The sequence below is a fragment of the Actinospineispora eucalypti genome, from assembly GCF_039543365.1.
Lineage (GTDB): Bacteria > Actinomycetota > Actinomycetes > Mycobacteriales > Pseudonocardiaceae > Pseudonocardia > Pseudonocardia eucalypti.
The window spans coordinates 236,451-254,107 of the sequence record NZ_BAABJP010000030.1 but is presented as its reverse complement, the minus strand read 5'-3'; the positions used below and the strand labels follow the sequence as shown (position 1 = coordinate 254,107).

Below are 17,657 nucleotides of genomic sequence, written 5' to 3'. Positions count from 1 at the left end.
GGCAGTCTGCCATCTATCATGATCAACCACGCGGTGTGGAGCTAGCCGGGGCCGCCAGCGCAGAACGGGGACTCATGGACGACGCCTTGGCGCGGTCGATCGGGGAGCGAGTCCAGTTCTATCGGACCGCCGCGCGGCGCAGTAAAGCAGTCGTTGCGGGCCTGGCGGGGATCACTCCCGACTACCTGCGTCTAATCGAACGCGGCCAGAAGGTCCCGACCATTGCCGTCCTTGCCCAGTTGGCCGACGTGCTACGGGTGTCGCCCGGCGAGCTGCTGGGCAACCGAGCCGCGACCGAGAACACCCGGATCAAGACCGCTGCCGGTGACGCGATCTACCAGGCGCTGACCAACCCCGGGGCGCCCATCGACGCGCCTCCCGCGCTGTCCGTACTACGCCGTCGAATCGACGACGCATGGTCAACATGGCAGACGTCTCCGCACCGCTATAGCCGGCTCACCGAACGCCTGCCGGGGCTCATTGCGGATGCAGAGCACGCGGTACGCGCCAGTTCGGAGCAACACACGACTTCCCGCCGGCCAACCCTCGGATGCGCGGCTGACCTGTACGGATTGCTCCGCACGGTTACTAAGCGCATCGGGCGCGTTGACCTGTCCCTACTCGCCGCCGACCGTGCGCTGCGCTGCGCCGAGGCGGCAGATGACCCCGTCCGGCTGGCCGCCGCGCAGTGGAACATGACTCAAGTTCTGCTGTCCGACGAGGAGCCAGAGGCGGCCGAAGCTGTGGCCATGAAGGCGGCGGAACGCCTTGAGCCGTCACTGGCCACCGGCTCGACCGACGCGGCCGCCATGTACGGGGCGGTCATACTCATGGGCGCCATCGCGGCGGCCCGCAATGGCGACGCCTGGACGGCCCGAGACCGTCTGCGCAAGGTTGTTCCCCTCGCCGACCGAACCGGTGAGCGGAACACCATGTGGACCGCATTTGGCCCGACGAACGTCGCGATGTACGCGGTGAGCATTGAATTTGAGTCAGGCGAGGCGTCCGAGGGATTGCGGCTTGCCGAGCGAGTCGACCATGGCCAGTCGCCCTCGATTGAGCGTCGTGTGGCTTTCCTGGTCGACCAGGCCAAGGGCCACGCACAGCGCCGTGACTTCGCGAGTGCGCTCACGCTGCTGACCGCGGCAGAGCGCGAGGCGCCCGAGGACATCCAGTACAGGCCCGCGGCACATGCGGTGCTGCGCAACGTCGCGCAACGCGGGCGCCGCCACGTAGCGGCAGAGGCATCACAGCTCGCCCTCCGCATTGGTTTGCCCGTCTAGCAGAACCCCGAACCGCCATGCGGTCCGAACCGACAGTTCGGATTACTCGCGAGTAGCACACATAGCTTCTGGTCAGAGCAAGTGAGCGATGACCGGGGGTGAGGACGATGTCGGTTCACACGCCGGCCGGCATTTGGACGGCTCCGCCGCAAGTCGCGTCGTCGCACCCACTGCTTGTCGTGACTGGTCATATCTCTATTCCGGCAGGCCAGTCGCAAATACCAGCGAGGCGCAGTAGGTGCCCCCGCTGGCATCAAGAACTTGACCTCGAATTGGGTTTCATTCTCGCTGTCGTGCGCGGATGGCGAACGCTGCGGCGGAGTCGAGTACAGCGAAAGGGGGTGAGCTAGATGAATGAACCGGCGCTGTTTGATGATGACGCTGTGACCGGTATCCCTGTTCGCGGGGATGAGTACGTCCGCAAGATGCCGGGTCACGGCGATGCGCAGGGCGATCACTGCAACACGGATTCGTAGATATGGGTGGGGCGCCAGTGGGCTGTCTTGCTGGCGCCCCATCGTTTCCTCCTGGCATCAGATCATGAGAGAAGTGGGTGTGATCCGTGCTCCGCATGAGGGTGCGACTTGCCGACACAATGCGCGCGTGCGACTGGATATGGCGCGGGGGCTACTGGTGCGGCGAGAGCTTCATAGAACCCCTTATTCATCCCATGCTCGCTCACTCGCTAACCCCGACGGCTGACGGGGGCGTGCGGTTCACTATTTCGGAGCGGCGTCCCAATGGCGACACGCTGAGTGTCGAAATCCGGCGAGGACGGGTGCACGTCGTGGCCGGCCCGCTAGGGATCGCACCGGTCTACGTCGCGTGCAAGGGCGACGAGCTTCATGGTTCCTGGGATGTGGCGGACCTATCCGAGTTCGCCTCGTCGGAGCGCATGGTTGACCGTGTGGTGGCCAGATTGCTGAGCCGACGCCACCGCTATAGCACAGACACTCTTTTTTCGGAAATCCACCGAATTACCGAGCCAACGGTCGCAACATTCACCGAGGCTGGCATTAACCTCCGCTACCCGCCAGATGCGCTACACGTGCTGAAAGCGCGTCACCTGGCTAGCGATGCGGATCCCGTCAGCGAATTTCGCCATCGCCTAAATAAAATCGTCCAACCGATCTTCGATGCAAACGCTCAAGGCGTTGGAGTCGAACTTTCCGGCGGCCTAGATTCGGCGAACGTCGCCCTCAGCATGGCCAGCTGCGGCGAAAGCCAGATCTGCTCGTTCGGAGTTCTCATAGACGGTGTGGACGGGAAAGCGCAAGTCCTGCGTCGCATGAACCTGGCCGACAAACTCGAATTCCGCGATTACGCGGTGCCGGTTCGCGACCACTTGCCGTTCGACCTCGACGGTTCGCGGCTGCACGTCGCCCACGACGGCGACGGGGAGGTGTACTGGGAAGCTTTCGACGCAATGCGCCGTAAAGCCGTCAGCCATGGAGTCCACACGATCTTGACCGGGTTTGGTGGTGACGAGATGCTCGCCTTGCGGCTCGCTGAGCGTGACGCCCCGCCGCCGCTGCCTGCCTTACCTGGGTGGTTGGGCCCGCGTGTCCGAAGGGGCCTAAATGAGCTGGAAACCAACGTCGCGCCCTCGTCCGCGGTAGCGGTGCCTACGTTGATGGCGGCGGCGCGTCATCCGAACTACCTTCGAGCGGGGTTGTGGCCGGTCGCACCGCTGGCCCAGCCGGACATGCTCCAACTCGGCGAATCTCTGCCCGTTCCGCTGCGCAACAACAAGGACCTGTTCAGACAGCGGCTTGCCCGTGCCGGATTTGGTCCGGCTGTCACGCACCCCGAGCGACCCGAATCGTTCGGCCCGAGCATGGCCCTCGCGCTCGCCCGACACGCGCCGCGGTTGGTCGCCGGGATGCTCAAAGAGTCGATCCTGGTTGACCTCGGATACGTCAACCCCTACGGCCTAGCCGAGGTGTTGGACCTGGCCGACCGAGGCCAGCCGCTGCCACCGCTGCTCTATGACACCTTGGCGGTTGAACTCGGCCTGAGAAGCATGACCGTGTCCGAGAGAACAGGGACAAAGCTGTGACCGACCCCGCCACCTTGGCCCGGGCCAACCTCATGTACCGGCGCCCCGACCTGTACGACCAACTCACCACCGGCGACGAACAGGCCGCCCAGGTCGCAAGCGCGGTCGCGGAACTGGCCGGGCCCGTGGCGTCGGTCCTCGACCTGGGGTGTGGCACCGGCCGCGACCTGGACATCTTCCGTGTGCACTACGGGTGGGACGGCACCGGAATCGAGTTCCAACCCGAGCTCGTCACGTATGCCCAGCTGGTCCGCCCGGATCTGAACATCCGCCTCGGTGACATGCGCACGGTCCGGCTGGGCCGCAAGTTCGACCTGATCACTTGCCTCGGAAACAGCCTCGCCTACCTGCACACCGACGCCGAGCTACAGGCGGCGGCGGAAACGTTCGCCGCGCACGCCCACGCGAACACACTGCTGATCATCAACACGCTAACCGCGCCGCCGCCGAGTGGGGAAGTCATGCACTCAACCTGCCGCATCGACGACGCAGACGCTCAAGTCTCCGTAGCCGGGGCCTGGGACGCGGACAGCAAACTACACACCACCCATCGAGATTGGTCGTTCCCAGACGGGTCCGCCGCAAGCGACACGATCATCCGCCGAGTCACTCCGCCGGCCGAGATCGCGCGAATACTGCGCGCTCACGGATTCGCGCTCGTCCCGGCCGGCCCGTTCGTCTGCGCCGTCCATCGGCGTCCGCGCGAGGCCGACCCCACCCCGTCTGGTGGGCGTTGCCCCTGACATCGCCTCACCGGCGAAAATCGGTGGTCACAGTCAGGTGACCAACTCTGGAATCACTGTGCTGGGATCGCCGACTCGCGGACGGCGTGAGAGGTGATTTGAATTCATGTTAGATTCGTGGGCATGCGGCGTGGGTTGTACGAGGCTGATCACGAGCGGTACCGCGAGTCGGTGCGGGAGTTTGTGCGCCGGGAGGTGGTGCCGAACCTGGAGCGCTGGGACCAGCAGCGCATGATCGACCGCGCCACCCTGGCCGAGGCGGCCAAGCAGGGCATGTACGGCCTGGAGATCCCGGAGCGGTTCGGTGGCGGTGGGGAGACCGACTACCGGTACCGGCTGGTGGTCAACGAGGAGCTGTCCGACGCCGGCGCCACCTCGCTGAACATGACCTTCGGCCTGCAGGACGACCTGGTGCTGCACTACCTGATCGACCTCGGCGACGACGAGCAGCACGCCCGCTGGCTGCCCGGGTTCACCAACGGCGAGGTGATCGGCGCGCTGGCCATGACCGAGCCCGGCACCGGCAGTGACCTGCGCGGCATGCAGACCGTGGCGGTGCCGGACGGCGACGGCTGGCGGCTGACCGGCCAGAAGACGTTCATCTCCAGCGGCATCTCGGCCGACCTGGTGGTGGTCGCCGCGCGCACCGGCGAGCGGGGTTTCGGGCTGTTCGTGGTGGAGGCCGGCATGCCCGGCTTCGCCCGGGGACGCAAGCTGGACAAGGTCGGGCTGCACGCGCAGGACACCGCCGAGCTGTTCTTCGACGACGTCGCGGTGCCGGCGGCGAACGTGCTCGGCAACCCCGGCGACGGGCTGCGCTACCTGATGGCTCACCTGCCCCGCGAGCGGCTGGGCGTGGTGGCCAGCGCATACACGGGAGCGCGCGCGGTGTTCGAGCTGACCCGCCGGTACTGCTTCGAGCGCACCGCCTTCGGCAGCCGGATCGGCGACTTCCAGCACACACGCTTCGAGCTGGCCGAGATGGCCACCGAGCTGGACGTCGCGCAGGCCTACCTGGACAAGCAGGTGCTGGCCTACAACGCCGGCGAGCTGACCGCCACCGACGCGGCCAAGAGCAAGTGGTGGGTCAGTGAGCTGCAGAAACGCGTCGTCGACCGGTGCGTGCAGCTGCACGGCGGGTACGGCTACATGCTGGAGTACCCGGTGGCCCGGGCGTTCATCGACTCCCGGGTGCAGACGATCTACGCCGGCACCACGGAGATCATGAAGGAACTGATCGGCCGCGAACTGGCCGACCAGGTTTAGTTCCCCGGACCGATGGTTCGGTGCCCGCGCTCGACTCGGGGTTGTGGTCTTGAAAGACCGGCTTGGACGGCCGCGGTTGGGCGGTCTGTCGCGGCTCGGCCGGGCACCTTCCGTCCGGTTGCCGATGCGTCCTCGTCCAGGCTCGATACATGATCACGCGTCGAGATCTACCTAGCCGGGGTTCCGATCACGGGCGTAGCCCGCTCAGGTAGATCTCGAGGCCGCCGGAGCCGAACGGAGCCGGTGGCACCAAGGGGGCGGCAGACCAACAACGCCGCGCCCGTCCAAGCGGGCCGTTTAGACAACCGCACCGGCACAGACTCAGGACGAACCGGCCCGGGCCAGCTGGCGGATTCGGTCGGCCAGGTCACGGACGGCGGGGGAGGGGCGCTCGGCGCGGCGGTGCAGCAGGCCGACCCGGACCACCGGCGCCGATCGGCCCAGGTCCAGCCGGCACAGCGCGTCGTCGTCCAGCCGGGCATAGGGCGGGCGGAACATGCCGAGCACGCCCATCCCGGCGCGGGCGGCGAGCACCCTGGCCTGCATGCCGTCCACCTCCAGCCGGACGTCGGACGCGCGGAGGCCCAGCTCGCGCAGCACGTTCTCGTAGTGCACCCACTCCACGTCGTTCAGCGGCGCGGTGATCAGCCCGGCCCGGGAGACGGCCTCCACGGTCACCTTCTCCGCCGAGGCGAGCGGGTGCGAGCGGGCGACCACGAGGACGTACTCGGCATCGTGCAGCGCCTCGAAGCGCACCCCGCCCGGCACCTGCCAACCGATTGCGTAGGCCAGGTCGAGCCCGTGGTCCAGCACCTGCTCGGCCAGTCCGACGCTCGGGCCGAACCGCACCGAGGCCAGCACCCCGGGTCGCGCCTGCCGGTACGGCACCAGCACCTGCTCGAAGAAGAACGGCTGCTCGAACGCGATGCTCGCGCCCAGTGAGACCTGGCCCTCGTGGCCGGTGCGGATGCTGCGCAGCAGCTGTCGCTCGTCGCGCAGCATCCGCACGGCCCGGCGGTAGACCTGTTCGCCGGCCGGGGTGAGCCGGATCTCCCGGTGCTCGTAGCGCACCAGCGGAGTGCCCAGCTGCCGCTCCAGCCCGTGCACGTGGAAGGACACCGTGCCCTGGCTCAGCCCCAGGTGGTCGGCGGCCGCGGAGTAGCCCCGGCGGTCCACGACGGTGACGAAGACCCGCAGCTTGAAGAGGTCCAGACCCACCGCACCACCCGCTCAGCTCAGCACGGACTCCTCGTAGCGTGCCAGCGACCGCCCCGTGCCGTCGAGCAGGTCCCACTCCCGCATCCAGCCCTGGGTCCGCTCGAACATGTCCCGGGTGTACGGCGCGTCGACCACCCGTTCGCCCGGGCCGAACCGCCGCACGTCGACCAGCTTCAGCAGGTCGGCCGGCATCTCCCGGGCCCAGTGCCGGGTGTGGCGGTGCGGCTCGAGGTCGATCTCCCGCTGCGCGCGCCGCAGCGCCCGGAAGTACCGCCGCACGTCGGCCGGCTCGGCCCGCTCGGAGAGCAGGTAGCCCATGACGAAGGTGGTGTCCACCAGCTTGCGGTAGCCCAGCTGCTCGAGCAGGTAGGCCGGGGCGCCCCAGACGTTGACCGCCGGCACCGTCCCGGCGAGCAGCTGCCGGGCCCGGTCGAACGGCCGGCCGATGAACCCGAGCCTGATCTGCTCCCGGCGCAGGAACGGCTCGAGCGCCTGCAGCGCGGAGTAGTGGCTGCCGGAGTGGTAGCCGACGCCGACCTCGACGCCGGCCAGGTCGGCCGGCTCCCGGTAGGGCGAGTCGGCGGCCACGAAGATCGACGAGGGGCACACCGAGTAGGCGCTGCCGTACATCTTCCCGTGCAAACTGGACGAAGCCGCGTTCACCGCCCAGTGGCAGGCGCACGACACGTCCGACTCGCGGCCGGCCGCCATGTCCTCGAAAGCCCCGCTACGCACCTGTAGGGGCGCACTGGAAGCGGAGGCCACCGTCGCCGCGGTGCCGCCGGCGAACCCGTCGGCCTGGAACTCGTAGTCCAGGCCCTCCGCCCGGAACAGATCGAGCTCCTCGGCGACCCACTCGTGCAACCTGACGTGCGGCTGTACCCGAAACACCATCTGCTCGCTCCTCCCGGCGCTGTGTGACCCCGACGCTATGACCGGGCAAAACTCCGGACAACGCGCGCGGATCGATACGCCGATCGAGAAAGTCGATGGTTCAGGTGCCCGGGTAGCCGGCGATCTGCAGGGCGAACTGGGTGTACTGGCGGGCCACCTGCTCGGTGTCCAGCGGGCCGTCCTCCCGGTACCAGCGGGCGATGCTCACACACATCTCCCGGATGGCGAAGGAGGCCAGTGCCGGCGAGTCGACGGCGAACACGCCGGTGTTCTTGCCCTCGATGATCACCTGTCGCAGCGCGTGTTCGTGCGCGCGGCGGCGGTCCTGCATCTCGGTCCGGTGGGGCTCGTCCAGGCAGGCGGTGTCCCGGTTGACCACCAGCGCCTCCCGCCGGTGCGAGGCGTGCCGGCCGGCGTAGGCCAGCGTGGCCGCGCGCAGCCGTTCCACCGGGTCGGTCAGGCCGGCGGTGGCCTTGGTGAAGTCGTCCAGCACGCCGGCGGTGGTGCGGTCCACGATGGTGTAGAGCAGCTCGTGCTTGGACCGCATGTGGTTGTACAGGCTGGGCGTCCGGATGCCCAGCTCCTCGGCGATCTGGCTGAGCGCGGTTCCGTGGTAGCCGCGCTGCGCGAACAGGGTGAGCGCCACGTCGAGCACGGCCTCGCTGGTCACGGTCGCGCGAGCGTCGATCGCGGCCACTCGCCTCTCCCTCGCCTGGCCCGGGGCTCTCGCCCGGGATCCGGTATGAGTCATTCTCGCCCCCGTACGTTAGTCCCCGCGTGGGAACCCTCGAAGTTGGCTGTTGAGCTACGAATTAACGTTAGCTAGTCTTTGGCCCTCCCGACATCGGAGGTGCTCAATGGCGAGTCAACCAATCCCGAGCGACCGGTACGACTGGCATGCGGTGTACCGCTCGCCCGAGTTCACCCGGCTGGCCGACCGGAGGGGCCGCTTCGTGCGGGCGTCGGTGTTCGCCCTGCTCGGCTGGTTCGCGGTGTTCCTCACCGTGCTCGGTGCCGCCCCCGCACTGGCCGGCACCGTGGTGTTCGCCGGCATGACGGTCGGCTTCCTGCTCGGGTTGAGCCAGTTCGTCCTGGCCTGGCTGCTGACCTGGCGATACCTGCGGATGTCGGAGACCGTGTTCGCCGGCCTGGAGGCGGCGGCGGTCGCGGCGGCCGGCGATGGCGCGGTCGAGGTGAAGCGGTGAACACCACCCGGCTGATCGGCTTCGCGGTGCTGGTCGCCATCACGGTCGGGATCACCGTGTGGGCGGCCCGGCGCACCCGTTCGGCCACCGAGTTCTACGCGGCCGGGCGGAGCATCGGCGGCGCGCAGAACGGGCTGGCCATCGCCGGCGACCTGATGTCCGCCGCCACCTTCCTCGGCTTCACCGGGCTGATGTTCGTCTCCGGCTTCGACGGGTGGATCATGCCCTCGGTCACGCTGGTGGCGTTCGTGCTGATCCTGCTGCTGTTCGCCGAGCGGATGCGCAACACCGGCCGGTACACGGTGGCCGACGTGCTCGCCTTCCGGCCGCGCGAGCGGCCGGTGCGCGCCGTGACGGCGGTGTCCACGCTGTCCGTGGTGGTGATCTACCTGGTGGCCCAGCTGGTCGGGGCCGGGGTGCTGATCCGCGCGCTGACCGGGCTGGGGTTCCTGCCGGCCGTCGTGCTGACCGGCCTGGCCATGCTCGGCTACGTGGTGTTCGGCGGCATGCTGGCCACCACCTGGGTGCAGATCACCAAGGCCGTGCTGCTGATGGCCGCCGGGTTGGCGCTGACCATCGGTGTGCTGGCGCGGACCGGGTTCGACCTCGGCGCACTGTTCGCCACGGCGGCGGCCAACCACCCGGCCGGCGCCGGCTACCTCGCGCCGGGCGGCTCCGGGCGGTCCTTCGTGGACACCGTGTCGGTGGCGCTGGCGTTCGCCATCGGCACGGCCGCGCTGCCGCACATCCTGATCCGGTTCTTCACCGTGCCGGACGCCCGCCGCGCGCGGGCCTCCGCCGGCTGGGCCACCGCGCTGATCGGGGCGTTCTTCGTGATGACCTCGGTGATCGGGTTCGGTGCCCGCGCGGTACTGCCCCCGGAAGCCGCCGCGCGGGTGGACAAGAGCGGCAACCTGGCCACCCCGCTGCTGGCCGAGCACCTCGGGGGCGGCCCGGGCACGGCGGGCGGCGACCTGTTCACCGCGTTCGTCTCGGCGGTCGCCTTCGCCACCATCCTGGCCGTGGTGGCCGGGCTGGTGCTGTCGGCGTCCGGGGCGGTTGCCCACGACCTGTGGTCGAACGTGCTGCGCCGGGGCCGGGCCACCAACGAGACGGCGGTGGCGCGGGTCGCGGCCGGCGGCATCGGCGCGGTGGCCATCGCCATCACGCTGCTCGCCGGGCCGGGCTTCAACGTGGCGTTCCTGGTCGGGCTGGCGCTCTCGGTGGCGGCCGGCGCGAACTTCCCAGCGCTGCTGCTGGCACTGACCTGGCGGCGGTTCAACACCACCGGGGCAATCTGCGGCATCCTCGCCGGCCTGGTCACCTCGGTGGTGTTGATCGCACTCAGTCCGGCGGTGTGGCCGGGCGGGCCGGAGTCCGCGCCGTACCAGATCGAGTACCCGACGGTGATCGCCATCCCGGTGGGTTTCCTGGCCTGCTGGCTGGGCACGGTGCTGTCCCGTTCCCGTGACCGGGGTGGCCAGCGTTCGTTCGAGGAGCTGCAGGTGCGCGCCCAGACCGGGCTGGGTGCCGAGCCGACCGCGAGCAGGGCCTGAGCCGGCGATGCTGCACACCGAGCTGATCCGCCCCATCCACCGGCTGCTGGACGAGCACGCCCGGCTGCGGCCGGACCGGATCGCGTTCGTGGACGAGCGGCGCGCGGTGACCTACCGCGAGCTGGCCGGCAACACCGCGCGCCTGGCCGGGCACCTGGCCTCGCTGGGCCTCGGGGCCGGCGACCGGGTGGTGATCTACTTGGGCAACCGGGTGGAGACCGCCGAGGCGTACCTGGCCATCCCTCGGGCGGGTGGTGTCGGGGTGTGCGTGAACCCGCTGGCCGCGCCGGCCGAGGTGGCGCACATGCTGGACGACAGCGGCGCCCGGATCGTGATCACCGACGATGCGCGCATCGGCACGGTGCGGGAGCTGCTGGCCGGCCGGCCCGGGCCCACGGTGGTGGCCGTGTCGGGCGGCCGGCATGCGGAGGGCGAGCTGGACTACGCCGGGATGCTGGCCCGGCCCGCGCCGCCGCCTCGCGATGACGGTGACCTGGACCGGCCGTCGTGGATCCTCTACACCTCCGGCACCACCGGGCGGCCGAAGGGCGTGTACCTGACCCAGCGCGGCTGCCTGTGGGTGGTCGGGGCGAGCTTCGTGCCGGCGCTCGGGCTGGGGCCGGAAGACGTGCTGCTGTCCCCGCTGCCGCTGTTCCACTCCTACGCGCTGGTGCTGTGCGTGCTCGGCGTGGTCGCGGTGGGGGCGAGCGAGCGGATCCTGGACAAGTTCTCCGTCCAGGAGGTGCTCCGGCGGCTGCGCGAACCCGGGCCGGAGGGCCGGGCGACGGTGTTCCCCGGCGTGCCCACGATGTTCCACTACCTGCTGGAACGGGTCGGATCGGCGGGATTCGGGCCGCACCCGCCGCGCATCTGCATGTCCGCCGGTGCGATCATGCCGGCGGCGCTGAACGAGGCCTTCGAGCGGGCCTTCGGGGTGCGGCTGCTGGACGGTTACGGGATCACCGAGACGTCCACCATGGTGACCATGAACTGGCCGACCGGGACCAGGGTGATGGGCTCCTGCGGCCTGCCGCTGCCCGGTCTCACCGTGCGGCTGGTGGACCCGGCGACCGGCCTCGACGTGCCGCCCGGCGCGGAGGGGGAGCTGTGGGTGCAGGGGCCGAACGTGACGCCCGGCTACCACAACCTGCCCGAGGCGACGGCGGAGGCGCTGGCCGGTGGCTGGTACCACACCGGTGACCTGGCCCGCCGCGACGAACACGGCTTCCTGCGCATCAGCGGGCGGACCAAGGAACTGATCATCAGGGGCGGCGAGAACATCTACCCGGCCGAGGTGGAGGACGCGCTGCTCGGCTCGGCGGAGATCCTGGATGCCGCCGTGGTCGGCGTGCCGCACCCCGGGCTGGGCGAAGTGCCGGTGGCCTTCGTGGTGCCCCGCGACCCCGGCCGGCTGGACGTGGACCGGGTGCTCGCGCGGTGCCGGGACCAGCTGGCGCACTTCAAGGTGCCGGCCGAGCTGCTCGAGATCGACGAGATCCCACGCACCGCCTCCGGCAAGATCCTGCGGTTCCGGCTCCGCCAGCGGCTGCTCGACCCGTCGAACCCGTGAGTGAGAAGTATCGCTATAGCGATACTTCTCACTCACGGGTCGCGCGCCAGCGCGACATCCTCCGCTAGGCTCACTAATAAGCGCTAGTTAGTACCCCTGGAGGTTCCGTCGATGACTGCCGAGTACCCGCACGCGGTGCGCGCGGCGGTGCTGCGCGAAGCCGGCCGTCCGATGTCGGTGGAGACCGTCCGGCTGCGCGCGGTCGGGCCGGCCGATGTGCGGGTGCGGATCGACCGGGCCGGGGTGTGCCACTCCGATCTTTCCCTGGCCCGAGGGGTGCTGGCGCAGCGGATGCCCGCCGTGCTCGGCCACGAGGCGTGCGGCACGGTGGTGGAGTGCGGCCCGGAGGTGGCCGACCTGGCGGTCGGCCAGCGGGTGGTGCCGCTGTGGATCACGCCGTGCGGCGAATGCTTCTTCTGCGCCTCGGGCGAACCGCACCTGTGCGCCGAGGGTTCCGCCCGGTCCGTCGAGCCGTACGCGCTGACCGGGGCGGGGGAGCCGGTCTACCCGGGGCTGACCGTCGGCGCGTTCGCCGAGCAGACGGTGCTGCCCCGGGCGGCGGTGGTTGCCGTGCCGGACGACATCGACAGTGCGGACGCGGCCCTGCTGGGCTGCGCGGTGACCACCGGGGTGGGCGCGGTGGTGCGCACGGCGGGGGTGACCAAGGCGTCCTCCGTGCTGGTCATCGGGCTCGGCGGGGTCGGCCTGTCGGTGCTGCGCGGGGCGCGGCTGGTCGGCGCGGGGCGGGTCATCGCGGTGGACCGCAACCCCGACCGGGCGGAGCCGGCCACCGTCGCCGGGGCCACCGACTTCGTTTTCGCCGACGACCGCGCCAAGAAGACGGTGCGGGCGCTGACCGAGGGGCGAGGCGTCGACTTCGCGTTCGACTGCGTTGGCTCGGCCGGCACCATCCGGGACATGTGGTCGATGACCAGGCGCGGCGGTTCCTGCACCGTGGTGGGCATCGGCGGCAAGGACGAGACCGTGTCGTTCAGCGCGCTGGAGCTGTTCCACTTCGCCCGCACCCTGCGCGGCTGTGTCGCCGGCTCGCTGGACGCCCGGTCCGACCTGCCCCGGTTCTTCGACTGGGTGCGTTCCGGCGAGCTGGAGTTGCGCTCGCTGGTCACCGGGTACACCACGCTGGCCGGGGTGGACCGGGCGCTCGACGAGCTGGCCGGCGCCCGGGCGATCCGCACGCTGGTACGGCCGGGGGAGGATGCCGCATGAGGATCGGGGACGTCGAGGTACTGCCGGTGTTCGACGGCACCGGGCGGGAGGTCGCCGCCGAGGTGCTCAGCCGCCCCGGCGTGCCGGACGCCTGGGCCTGCCACGCCGACCAGCTGGACCCGGAGGGCGTGCTGCACCTGCCGCTCGGCGGCTTCCTGGTGCGAACCGGCGAGCGGGTGGTGCTGGTGGACGCCGGGGTCGGCGGCATCAACAACGACAAGTACTCCGGCGGCGGGTTCCTGGACTCGCTGCGCGCGCACGGCGTCGCCCCGGAGGATGTCACCGACGTGCTGTTCACCCACCTGCACTTCGACCACGTCGGCTGGGCCACCCGCAAGGGCGAGGTGGTGTTCCCGAACGCCACCTACCGGGTGCACGCGGCCGACTGGGCGCACTTCGTGGAGGCGCCGGACGCGGAGCCGGGCGCGGTGCGCAAGCTCGGCCCCCTGGCCTCGCGGCTGGCGCCGTTCGACACCGACGGGCCGCTGGCCCCGGGCGTCGACGCGCGCCACACGCCCGGCCACACGCCGGGTTCCACCGTCTACGTGCTCTCCGGCCGGGGTGAGCGGGCGCTGCTGCTGGGCGACATCGTGCACTCGGTGGTCGAGCTGGCCGAGCCGGACTGGCAGGCGGTGTTCGACGTCGACCCGGTGGCGGCCCGCGCCGTGCGCAACGCGATCGCCGACGAGGTCGCGGACACCGCCGACCTGGTGGTCGGGGCGCACTTCCCGGGTCTTCGGTTCGGGCGGGTGGTCACCACCACCGGCGGCCGGGCGTTCCAGGCGATTTAGCGGAAGGGGCGAAATGGATCTGAAGTTGGCGGGGACGACGGTGCTGGTCACCGGGGCCGGGCAGGGGCTCGGCCGGGCGCTCGGGCTGGGCTTTGCCCGGGAGGGCGCGCACGTCGCGTTCCACTACAACTCCTCCGCCGAGGGCGCGGAGCGGGGCGCCTCCGAGGCTCGCGCGCTCGGGGCGAACGCGGTCGCGGTGGGTGGTGACCTGCGGGACGCGGCGGCGGTGGCCGCTCTGGTCACCCGCACCGAGCAGGAGCTGGGACCGATCGGGGTGTTGGTGAACAACTCGGCGGTGACCAAAACGCAGCGGTTCCTGGAGTCGACCCCGGAGGACTGGGCGCCGCAGATCGACGTCACGGTCACCGGCACGCTGCGGATCACCCACGCGGTGGCCAAGCGGATGGCCGAGCGGCGCGCCGGCTCGATCGTGAACCTGATGGGCGACTCGGGCCGGGTCGGCGAGTCGGGCCTGTTGGTCACCGCGACCGCGCGGTCCACCACCGTCGGCCTGACCCGATCGCTGGCCAAGGAGTTGGCCCGGTTCGGCATCCGGGCCAACGCCGTCTCGCTCGCGCTGGTGCGCACGGATAACTTCGACCACCACACCGGTGTTCCCGGCAGCCCGGCGGAGGACGAGAAGATGAAGAAGATCCTGAGCATGTACCCGCTGCGCCGGGTCGGCCGGCCGGACGACATCACCCCGATGGTGCTGCTGTTGGCCTCGCCGCTGTCGTCGTGGACCACCGGCCAGGTGGTCTCCGTCAACGGCGGATACGCAATGCCATGACCATTCTCGGGACCTCGGTACCCCGCAAGGAGGATCGGCGACTGGTCACCGGCCGGGGTCGGTTCGTCAGTGACCTGCGACTGCCGGGGATGCGTCACGTGGCCTTCCTGCGCAGCCCGGTTGCGCACGCCGAGCTCACCGCGGTGGAGGTGGACGCCGACGCCGCCCGGGAGGCCGGCCACCGGGTGTTCACCGGCGCGGACTTCGCCCATGTGGCGCTGCGGGCGCGGTCCGCGCTGCCGTCCTACGTGGAGACCGCCCAGCCGGTGATCGCGCACGAGAAGGTGCGGTTCGCCGGGGAGTGCGTGGCGGCCGTGGTGGCCGCCGACCGGTACCGCGCCGAGGACGGCCTGGAACTGGTCGAGGTGGACTACCGGCCGCTGCCGCCGACCGTCCGCGCCTGGCGGTCGCCGGAGGAGCCGGTGCACGCCGAGCCGGTACACGTGGAGGCGCCGGACAACGTGCTGCTGGAACGCACCTTCGAGGCCGGTTCGGTGGACGAGGCGTTCGCCTCCGCCTCGGCCGTCGTGGAACGCGAGCTGGTGACCAACCGGCACGCCGGCAACCCGATGGAGTGCCGGGCCGGGGTGGCGCTGTGGGACAGCGCCGACCGCAAGCTCACGTTCTGGTCCGGCACCCAGGTGCCGCACATCGTGCGCAACATGGTCGCCGAGCTGCTCGAGCTGCCCGAGGGCAACGTGCGGGTGATCGCGCCGGACGTGGGCGGCGGCTTCGGGGTGAAAGCGGTGCTCTACCCGGAGGACGTCGCGCTGTGCCTGATCGCCATGGCCATGCCGGGCACACCGGTCAAGTGGGTGGAGGACCGGGTCGAGCACCTGGCCGCCGCCACCCACGCCCGCGACCACCGCTACCTCATCAAGGCCGGGTTCGCCGCCGACGGCGAGCTGCTCGCCCTGAGCGCCGACGTGACCTGCAACGTCGGCGCGTACTCGGTCTACCCGTGGACCGCCGGCATCGAGCCGCTGATGGCCGGCGGCCTGCTCTCCGGCCCCTACCGGCTGGAGCACTACCGCTGCACGGTGCGCGGGGTGGCCACCAACACCGCGCCGTCCGGTCCCTACCGGGGCGTGGCCCGGCCGGCCAGCGTGTTCGCCATGGAGACCGTGCTGGACGCGGGCGCCCGCGCGCTCGGCATCTCCGGGGTGGACATCCGGCGGCGGAACCTGATCCGGCCGGAGGACATCCCGTACCGCATGCCGTCCCGGCTGGTGGACGACTCGGGTCACTACGCGGAGTGCCTGGACAAGGCCCTCGAAGCGATCGGCTACGCCGAGCTGTGCGCCGAGCGGGACCGCCGCCGGGGCACCGACGAGCCGCCCATCGGCATCGGGTTCGCCTGCTACAACGAGCTGACCGGGCTGGGTCGGGCGGCCAGCGCGGGGCCCCGGATGCCGTTCCGCACCGGGCACGACGCGTGCACCGTGCGGGTCAACCCGGACGGCCGGGTCACCGTGTTCTCCGGGGTGACCTCGCAGGGGCAGGGCCTGGAGACCACGGTGGCGCAGATCGTGGCCGAGGCCCTCGGGGTGCGATACGAGGACGTGGACGTGCGCATCGGCGACACCGACCAGTCGCTGTGGGGGTTCGGCGCGTTCTCCTCCCGGCAGGCGGTGATCGGCGGTGGGGCGGCGCACCGGAGCACGCTCGCGGTGCGCGAGAAGGTGCTGGCGCTGGCCGCCGCGCTGCTCGAGGCCAACCCGGACGACCTGCGCATCACCGACGGCCGGATCAACGTGGTCGGGTCGCCCGAACCGGAGCTGACGGTGGCCGAGGTGGCCCGGGTGGCCTACCTGGAGTCCAACCGGCTGCCCGAGGGCTTCGAGCCCGGCCTGGCGGCCACCCGGTTCTACGACCCGGTGCGCGGCGCGTTCGCCGCCGGAGCCCAGGTGGCCGCCGTCGAGGTGGACCGGGCCACCGGCGAGCTGCGCATCCTGCGCTACGCCTGCGTGGAGGACGCCGGCCGGGTGGTGCACCCCCAGATCGTGGAGGGGCAGATCGCCGGGTCGATCGCGCAGGGCATCGGCGGCGCGCTGTACGAGCACCTGGTGTACGACCCGGACGGCAACCTGATCACCGGCACCCTGATGGATTACCTGATGCCGACCAGCGCGGAGATCCCCGAGCTGTACATCGGGCACATCTCCCGGCCGGCGGCCAACCCGCTGGGCGTGCGAGGGGTCGGCGAGGGCGGCACGCTGGGGCCGAACGCGGTGCTCGCCGGCGCGGTCGCGGACGCGCTGGACATCGAGGTGAACAACCTGCCGATCACCCCCGCGGCGATCTGGACGGAGGCGCAATGCTCCAGGTGAACCCCCACGCGGACGTCGTCGTGCTCACCCTGGACCGGCCGGAGAAGCGCAACGCGCTGAACACCGAGCTGTGCCGGCGGATCGACGCGGCGGTGCGGGAAGCGCTGGCCGGAGGCGCGCGGGCGCTGGTGTTCACCGGCGCGGGCACCAGCTTCTGCTCCGGCGCCGATCTCGGCGAGGTGTACACGGCGGAGTTCCGCGAGGCGCTCTACGGCATGCTCCGCACGGTCACCGAGGCCCCGGTGGCGGTGCTGGCGGCGGTGAACGGCCCGGCCATCGGCGCCGGCACCCAGTTGGCGCTGGCCGCCGACCTGCGGATCGCCGCACCCGGGGCGCTGTTCGGGCTGCCCACCGCCAAGCTCGGGCTGGCGGTGGACCCGTGGACCATCCGCCGGCTGGCCCTGCTGGCCGGCAACGGCACCGCCCGGGCGCTGCTGCTGGCCTGTGACCAGCTGACCGCCGAGCGGGCCCGCGAGGTCGGCCTGGTGGAGCGGCTGGGTTCGCCGGAAGCGGCGGTGGAGTGGGCCGCCGAGGTGGCCGGGCTGGCCCCGCTCACCGTGGCCTACTCCAAGCAGGTGCTGAACCGCGCCTTCGAGACCGAGCTGGACGAGGCGCTGGACAAGGAGCTGCGCACCGCCTTCGACGCCTGCTGGGCCAGCGACGACTTCGCCGAGGGGCGGCGGGCCCGCGCGGAGAAGCGGCCGCCCCGGTTCCTCGGGCGGTGA

At 70.8% G+C, this 17,657-nt stretch carries 16 protein-coding genes; 13 read left to right on the top strand and 3 right to left on the bottom strand.

All coding sequences use genetic code 11. The features are described from left to right. The first annotated feature begins 74 nt into the window (after positions 1–74). The 5 genes from ABEB12_RS26275 to ABEB12_RS26255 all read left to right on the top strand — a co-directional run bounded on the left by ABEB12_RS26275 (position 75) and on the right by ABEB12_RS26255 (position 5,351). Positions 75–1,283, top strand: coding sequence for a helix-turn-helix domain-containing protein (locus ABEB12_RS26275; protein ID WP_185062437.1), 1,209 nt, complete (start codon positions 75–77; stop codon positions 1,281–1,283). A gap of 350 nt (positions 1,284–1,633) precedes the next feature. Then, positions 1,634–1,759 carry a hypothetical protein gene (locus ABEB12_RS26270; RefSeq protein WP_345703157.1) on the top strand — a complete coding sequence of 42 codons (126 nt, stop codon included), beginning with the start codon at positions 1,634–1,636 and terminating at the stop codon, positions 1,757–1,759. Positions 1,760–2,061: 302 nt separating this feature from the next. Beyond that, on the top strand, positions 2,062–3,342 hold the full coding sequence (locus ABEB12_RS26265) for an asparagine synthase-related protein (RefSeq protein WP_185062436.1): 1,281 nt from the start codon (positions 2,062–2,064) through the stop codon (positions 3,340–3,342). Further along, positions 3,339–4,085: a methyltransferase domain-containing protein gene (locus tag ABEB12_RS26260; protein ID WP_185062435.1), complete on the top strand. Its 747-nt coding sequence runs from the start codon at positions 3,339–3,341 to the stop codon at positions 4,083–4,085. Before ABEB12_RS26265 ends, ABEB12_RS26260 begins: the two co-directional genes overlap by 4 nt. 123 nt (positions 4,086–4,208) lie before the next feature. Beyond that, positions 4,209–5,351: an acyl-CoA dehydrogenase family protein gene (locus tag ABEB12_RS26255; RefSeq protein ID WP_185062434.1), complete on the top strand. Its 1,143-nt coding sequence runs from the start codon at positions 4,209–4,211 to the stop codon at positions 5,349–5,351. 321 nt (positions 5,352–5,672) lie between these two features. Here ABEB12_RS26255 and ABEB12_RS26250 read toward each other — a convergent pair whose 3' ends face one another. The 3 genes from ABEB12_RS26250 to ABEB12_RS26240 all read right to left on the bottom strand — a co-directional run bounded on the left by ABEB12_RS26250 (position 5,673) and on the right by ABEB12_RS26240 (position 8,160). Beyond that, on the bottom strand, positions 5,673–6,569 hold the full coding sequence (locus tag ABEB12_RS26250; RefSeq protein WP_185062433.1) for a LysR substrate-binding domain-containing protein: 897 nt from the start codon (positions 6,567–6,569) through the stop codon (positions 5,673–5,675). A 12-nt stretch (positions 6,570–6,581) separates the two neighbouring features. Beyond that, positions 6,582–7,463 carry an ABC transporter substrate-binding protein gene (locus ABEB12_RS26245; protein WP_185062432.1) on the bottom strand — a complete coding sequence of 294 codons (882 nt, stop codon included), beginning with the start codon at positions 7,461–7,463 and terminating at the stop codon, positions 6,582–6,584. A 100-nt stretch (positions 7,464–7,563) separates the two neighbouring features. Then, positions 7,564–8,160: a TetR/AcrR family transcriptional regulator gene (locus ABEB12_RS26240; protein ID WP_345703156.1), complete on the bottom strand. Its 597-nt coding sequence runs from the start codon at positions 8,158–8,160 to the stop codon at positions 7,564–7,566. Positions 8,161–8,320: 160 nt separating this feature from the next. Between ABEB12_RS26240 and ABEB12_RS26235 the strand changes: the two genes are divergently transcribed. The 8 genes from ABEB12_RS26235 (at position 8,321) to ABEB12_RS26200 (ending at position 17,657) form a co-directional block, all read left to right on the top strand. Further along, entirely contained in the window at positions 8,321–8,668 is a 348-nt protein-coding gene (locus tag ABEB12_RS26235; RefSeq protein ID WP_185062430.1) for a DUF485 domain-containing protein, read from the top strand. Beyond that, positions 8,665–10,224: a sodium:solute symporter family transporter gene (locus ABEB12_RS26230; protein ID WP_185062429.1), complete on the top strand. Its 1,560-nt coding sequence runs from the start codon at positions 8,665–8,667 to the stop codon at positions 10,222–10,224. Before ABEB12_RS26235 ends, ABEB12_RS26230 begins: the two co-directional genes overlap by 4 nt. Before the next feature lie 7 nt (positions 10,225–10,231). Beyond that, positions 10,232–11,794 carry an AMP-binding protein gene (locus ABEB12_RS26225; RefSeq protein WP_185062428.1) on the top strand — a complete coding sequence of 521 codons (1,563 nt, stop codon included), beginning with the start codon at positions 10,232–10,234 and terminating at the stop codon, positions 11,792–11,794. Positions 11,795–11,905: 111 nt separating this feature from the next. Beyond that, a complete protein-coding gene (locus tag ABEB12_RS26220; protein WP_185062427.1) occupies positions 11,906–13,021 on the top strand; it encodes an alcohol dehydrogenase catalytic domain-containing protein in 1,116 nt (371 codons plus the stop codon). After that, entirely contained in the window at positions 13,018–13,812 is a 795-nt protein-coding gene (locus tag ABEB12_RS26215) for an MBL fold metallo-hydrolase (protein WP_185062426.1), read from the top strand. Before ABEB12_RS26220 ends, ABEB12_RS26215 begins: the two co-directional genes overlap by 4 nt. Before the next feature lie 13 nt (positions 13,813–13,825). Then, positions 13,826–14,602, top strand: a complete 777-nt coding sequence (locus ABEB12_RS26210; protein ID WP_185062425.1) for an SDR family oxidoreductase — start codon at positions 13,826–13,828, stop codon at positions 14,600–14,602. Continuing rightward, positions 14,599–16,932 carry a molybdopterin cofactor-binding domain-containing protein gene (locus ABEB12_RS26205; RefSeq protein ID WP_185062424.1) on the top strand — a complete coding sequence of 778 codons (2,334 nt, stop codon included), beginning with the start codon at positions 14,599–14,601 and terminating at the stop codon, positions 16,930–16,932. The genes ABEB12_RS26210 and ABEB12_RS26205 overlap by 4 nt, the downstream gene beginning before the upstream one ends. After that, on the top strand, positions 16,920–17,657 hold the full coding sequence (locus tag ABEB12_RS26200; RefSeq protein WP_185062423.1) for an enoyl-CoA hydratase: 738 nt from the start codon (positions 16,920–16,922) through the stop codon (positions 17,655–17,657). The genes ABEB12_RS26205 and ABEB12_RS26200 overlap by 13 nt, the downstream gene beginning before the upstream one ends.

Excerpts from the sequence above, each read along its gene's own strand:
- ABEB12_RS26275 (WP_185062437.1), top strand. The coding sequence starts at position 75 with ATGGACGACGCCTTGGCGCGGTCGATCGGGGAGCGAGTCCAGTTCTAT.
- ABEB12_RS26270 (WP_345703157.1), top strand. The coding sequence starts at position 1,634 with ATGAATGAACCGGCGCTGTTTGATGATGACGCTGTGACCGGTATCCCT.
- ABEB12_RS26255 (WP_185062434.1), top strand. The coding sequence starts at position 4,209 with ATGCGGCGTGGGTTGTACGAGGCTGATCACGAGCGGTACCGCGAGTCG.
- ABEB12_RS26245 (WP_185062432.1), bottom strand. The coding sequence starts at position 7,463 with ATGGTGTTTCGGGTACAGCCGCACGTCAGGTTGCACGAGTGGGTCGCC.
- ABEB12_RS26235 (WP_185062430.1), top strand. The coding sequence starts at position 8,321 with ATGGCGAGTCAACCAATCCCGAGCGACCGGTACGACTGGCATGCGGTG.
- ABEB12_RS26225 (WP_185062428.1), top strand. The coding sequence starts at position 10,232 with ATGCTGCACACCGAGCTGATCCGCCCCATCCACCGGCTGCTGGACGAG.
- ABEB12_RS26220 (WP_185062427.1), top strand. The coding sequence starts at position 11,906 with ATGACTGCCGAGTACCCGCACGCGGTGCGCGCGGCGGTGCTGCGCGAA.
- ABEB12_RS26215 (WP_185062426.1), top strand. The coding sequence starts at position 13,018 with ATGAGGATCGGGGACGTCGAGGTACTGCCGGTGTTCGACGGCACCGGG.
- ABEB12_RS26210 (WP_185062425.1), top strand. The coding sequence starts at position 13,826 with ATGGATCTGAAGTTGGCGGGGACGACGGTGCTGGTCACCGGGGCCGGG.
- ABEB12_RS26205 (WP_185062424.1), top strand. The coding sequence starts at position 14,599 with ATGACCATTCTCGGGACCTCGGTACCCCGCAAGGAGGATCGGCGACTG.
- ABEB12_RS26200 (WP_185062423.1), top strand. The coding sequence starts at position 16,920 with ATGCTCCAGGTGAACCCCCACGCGGACGTCGTCGTGCTCACCCTGGAC.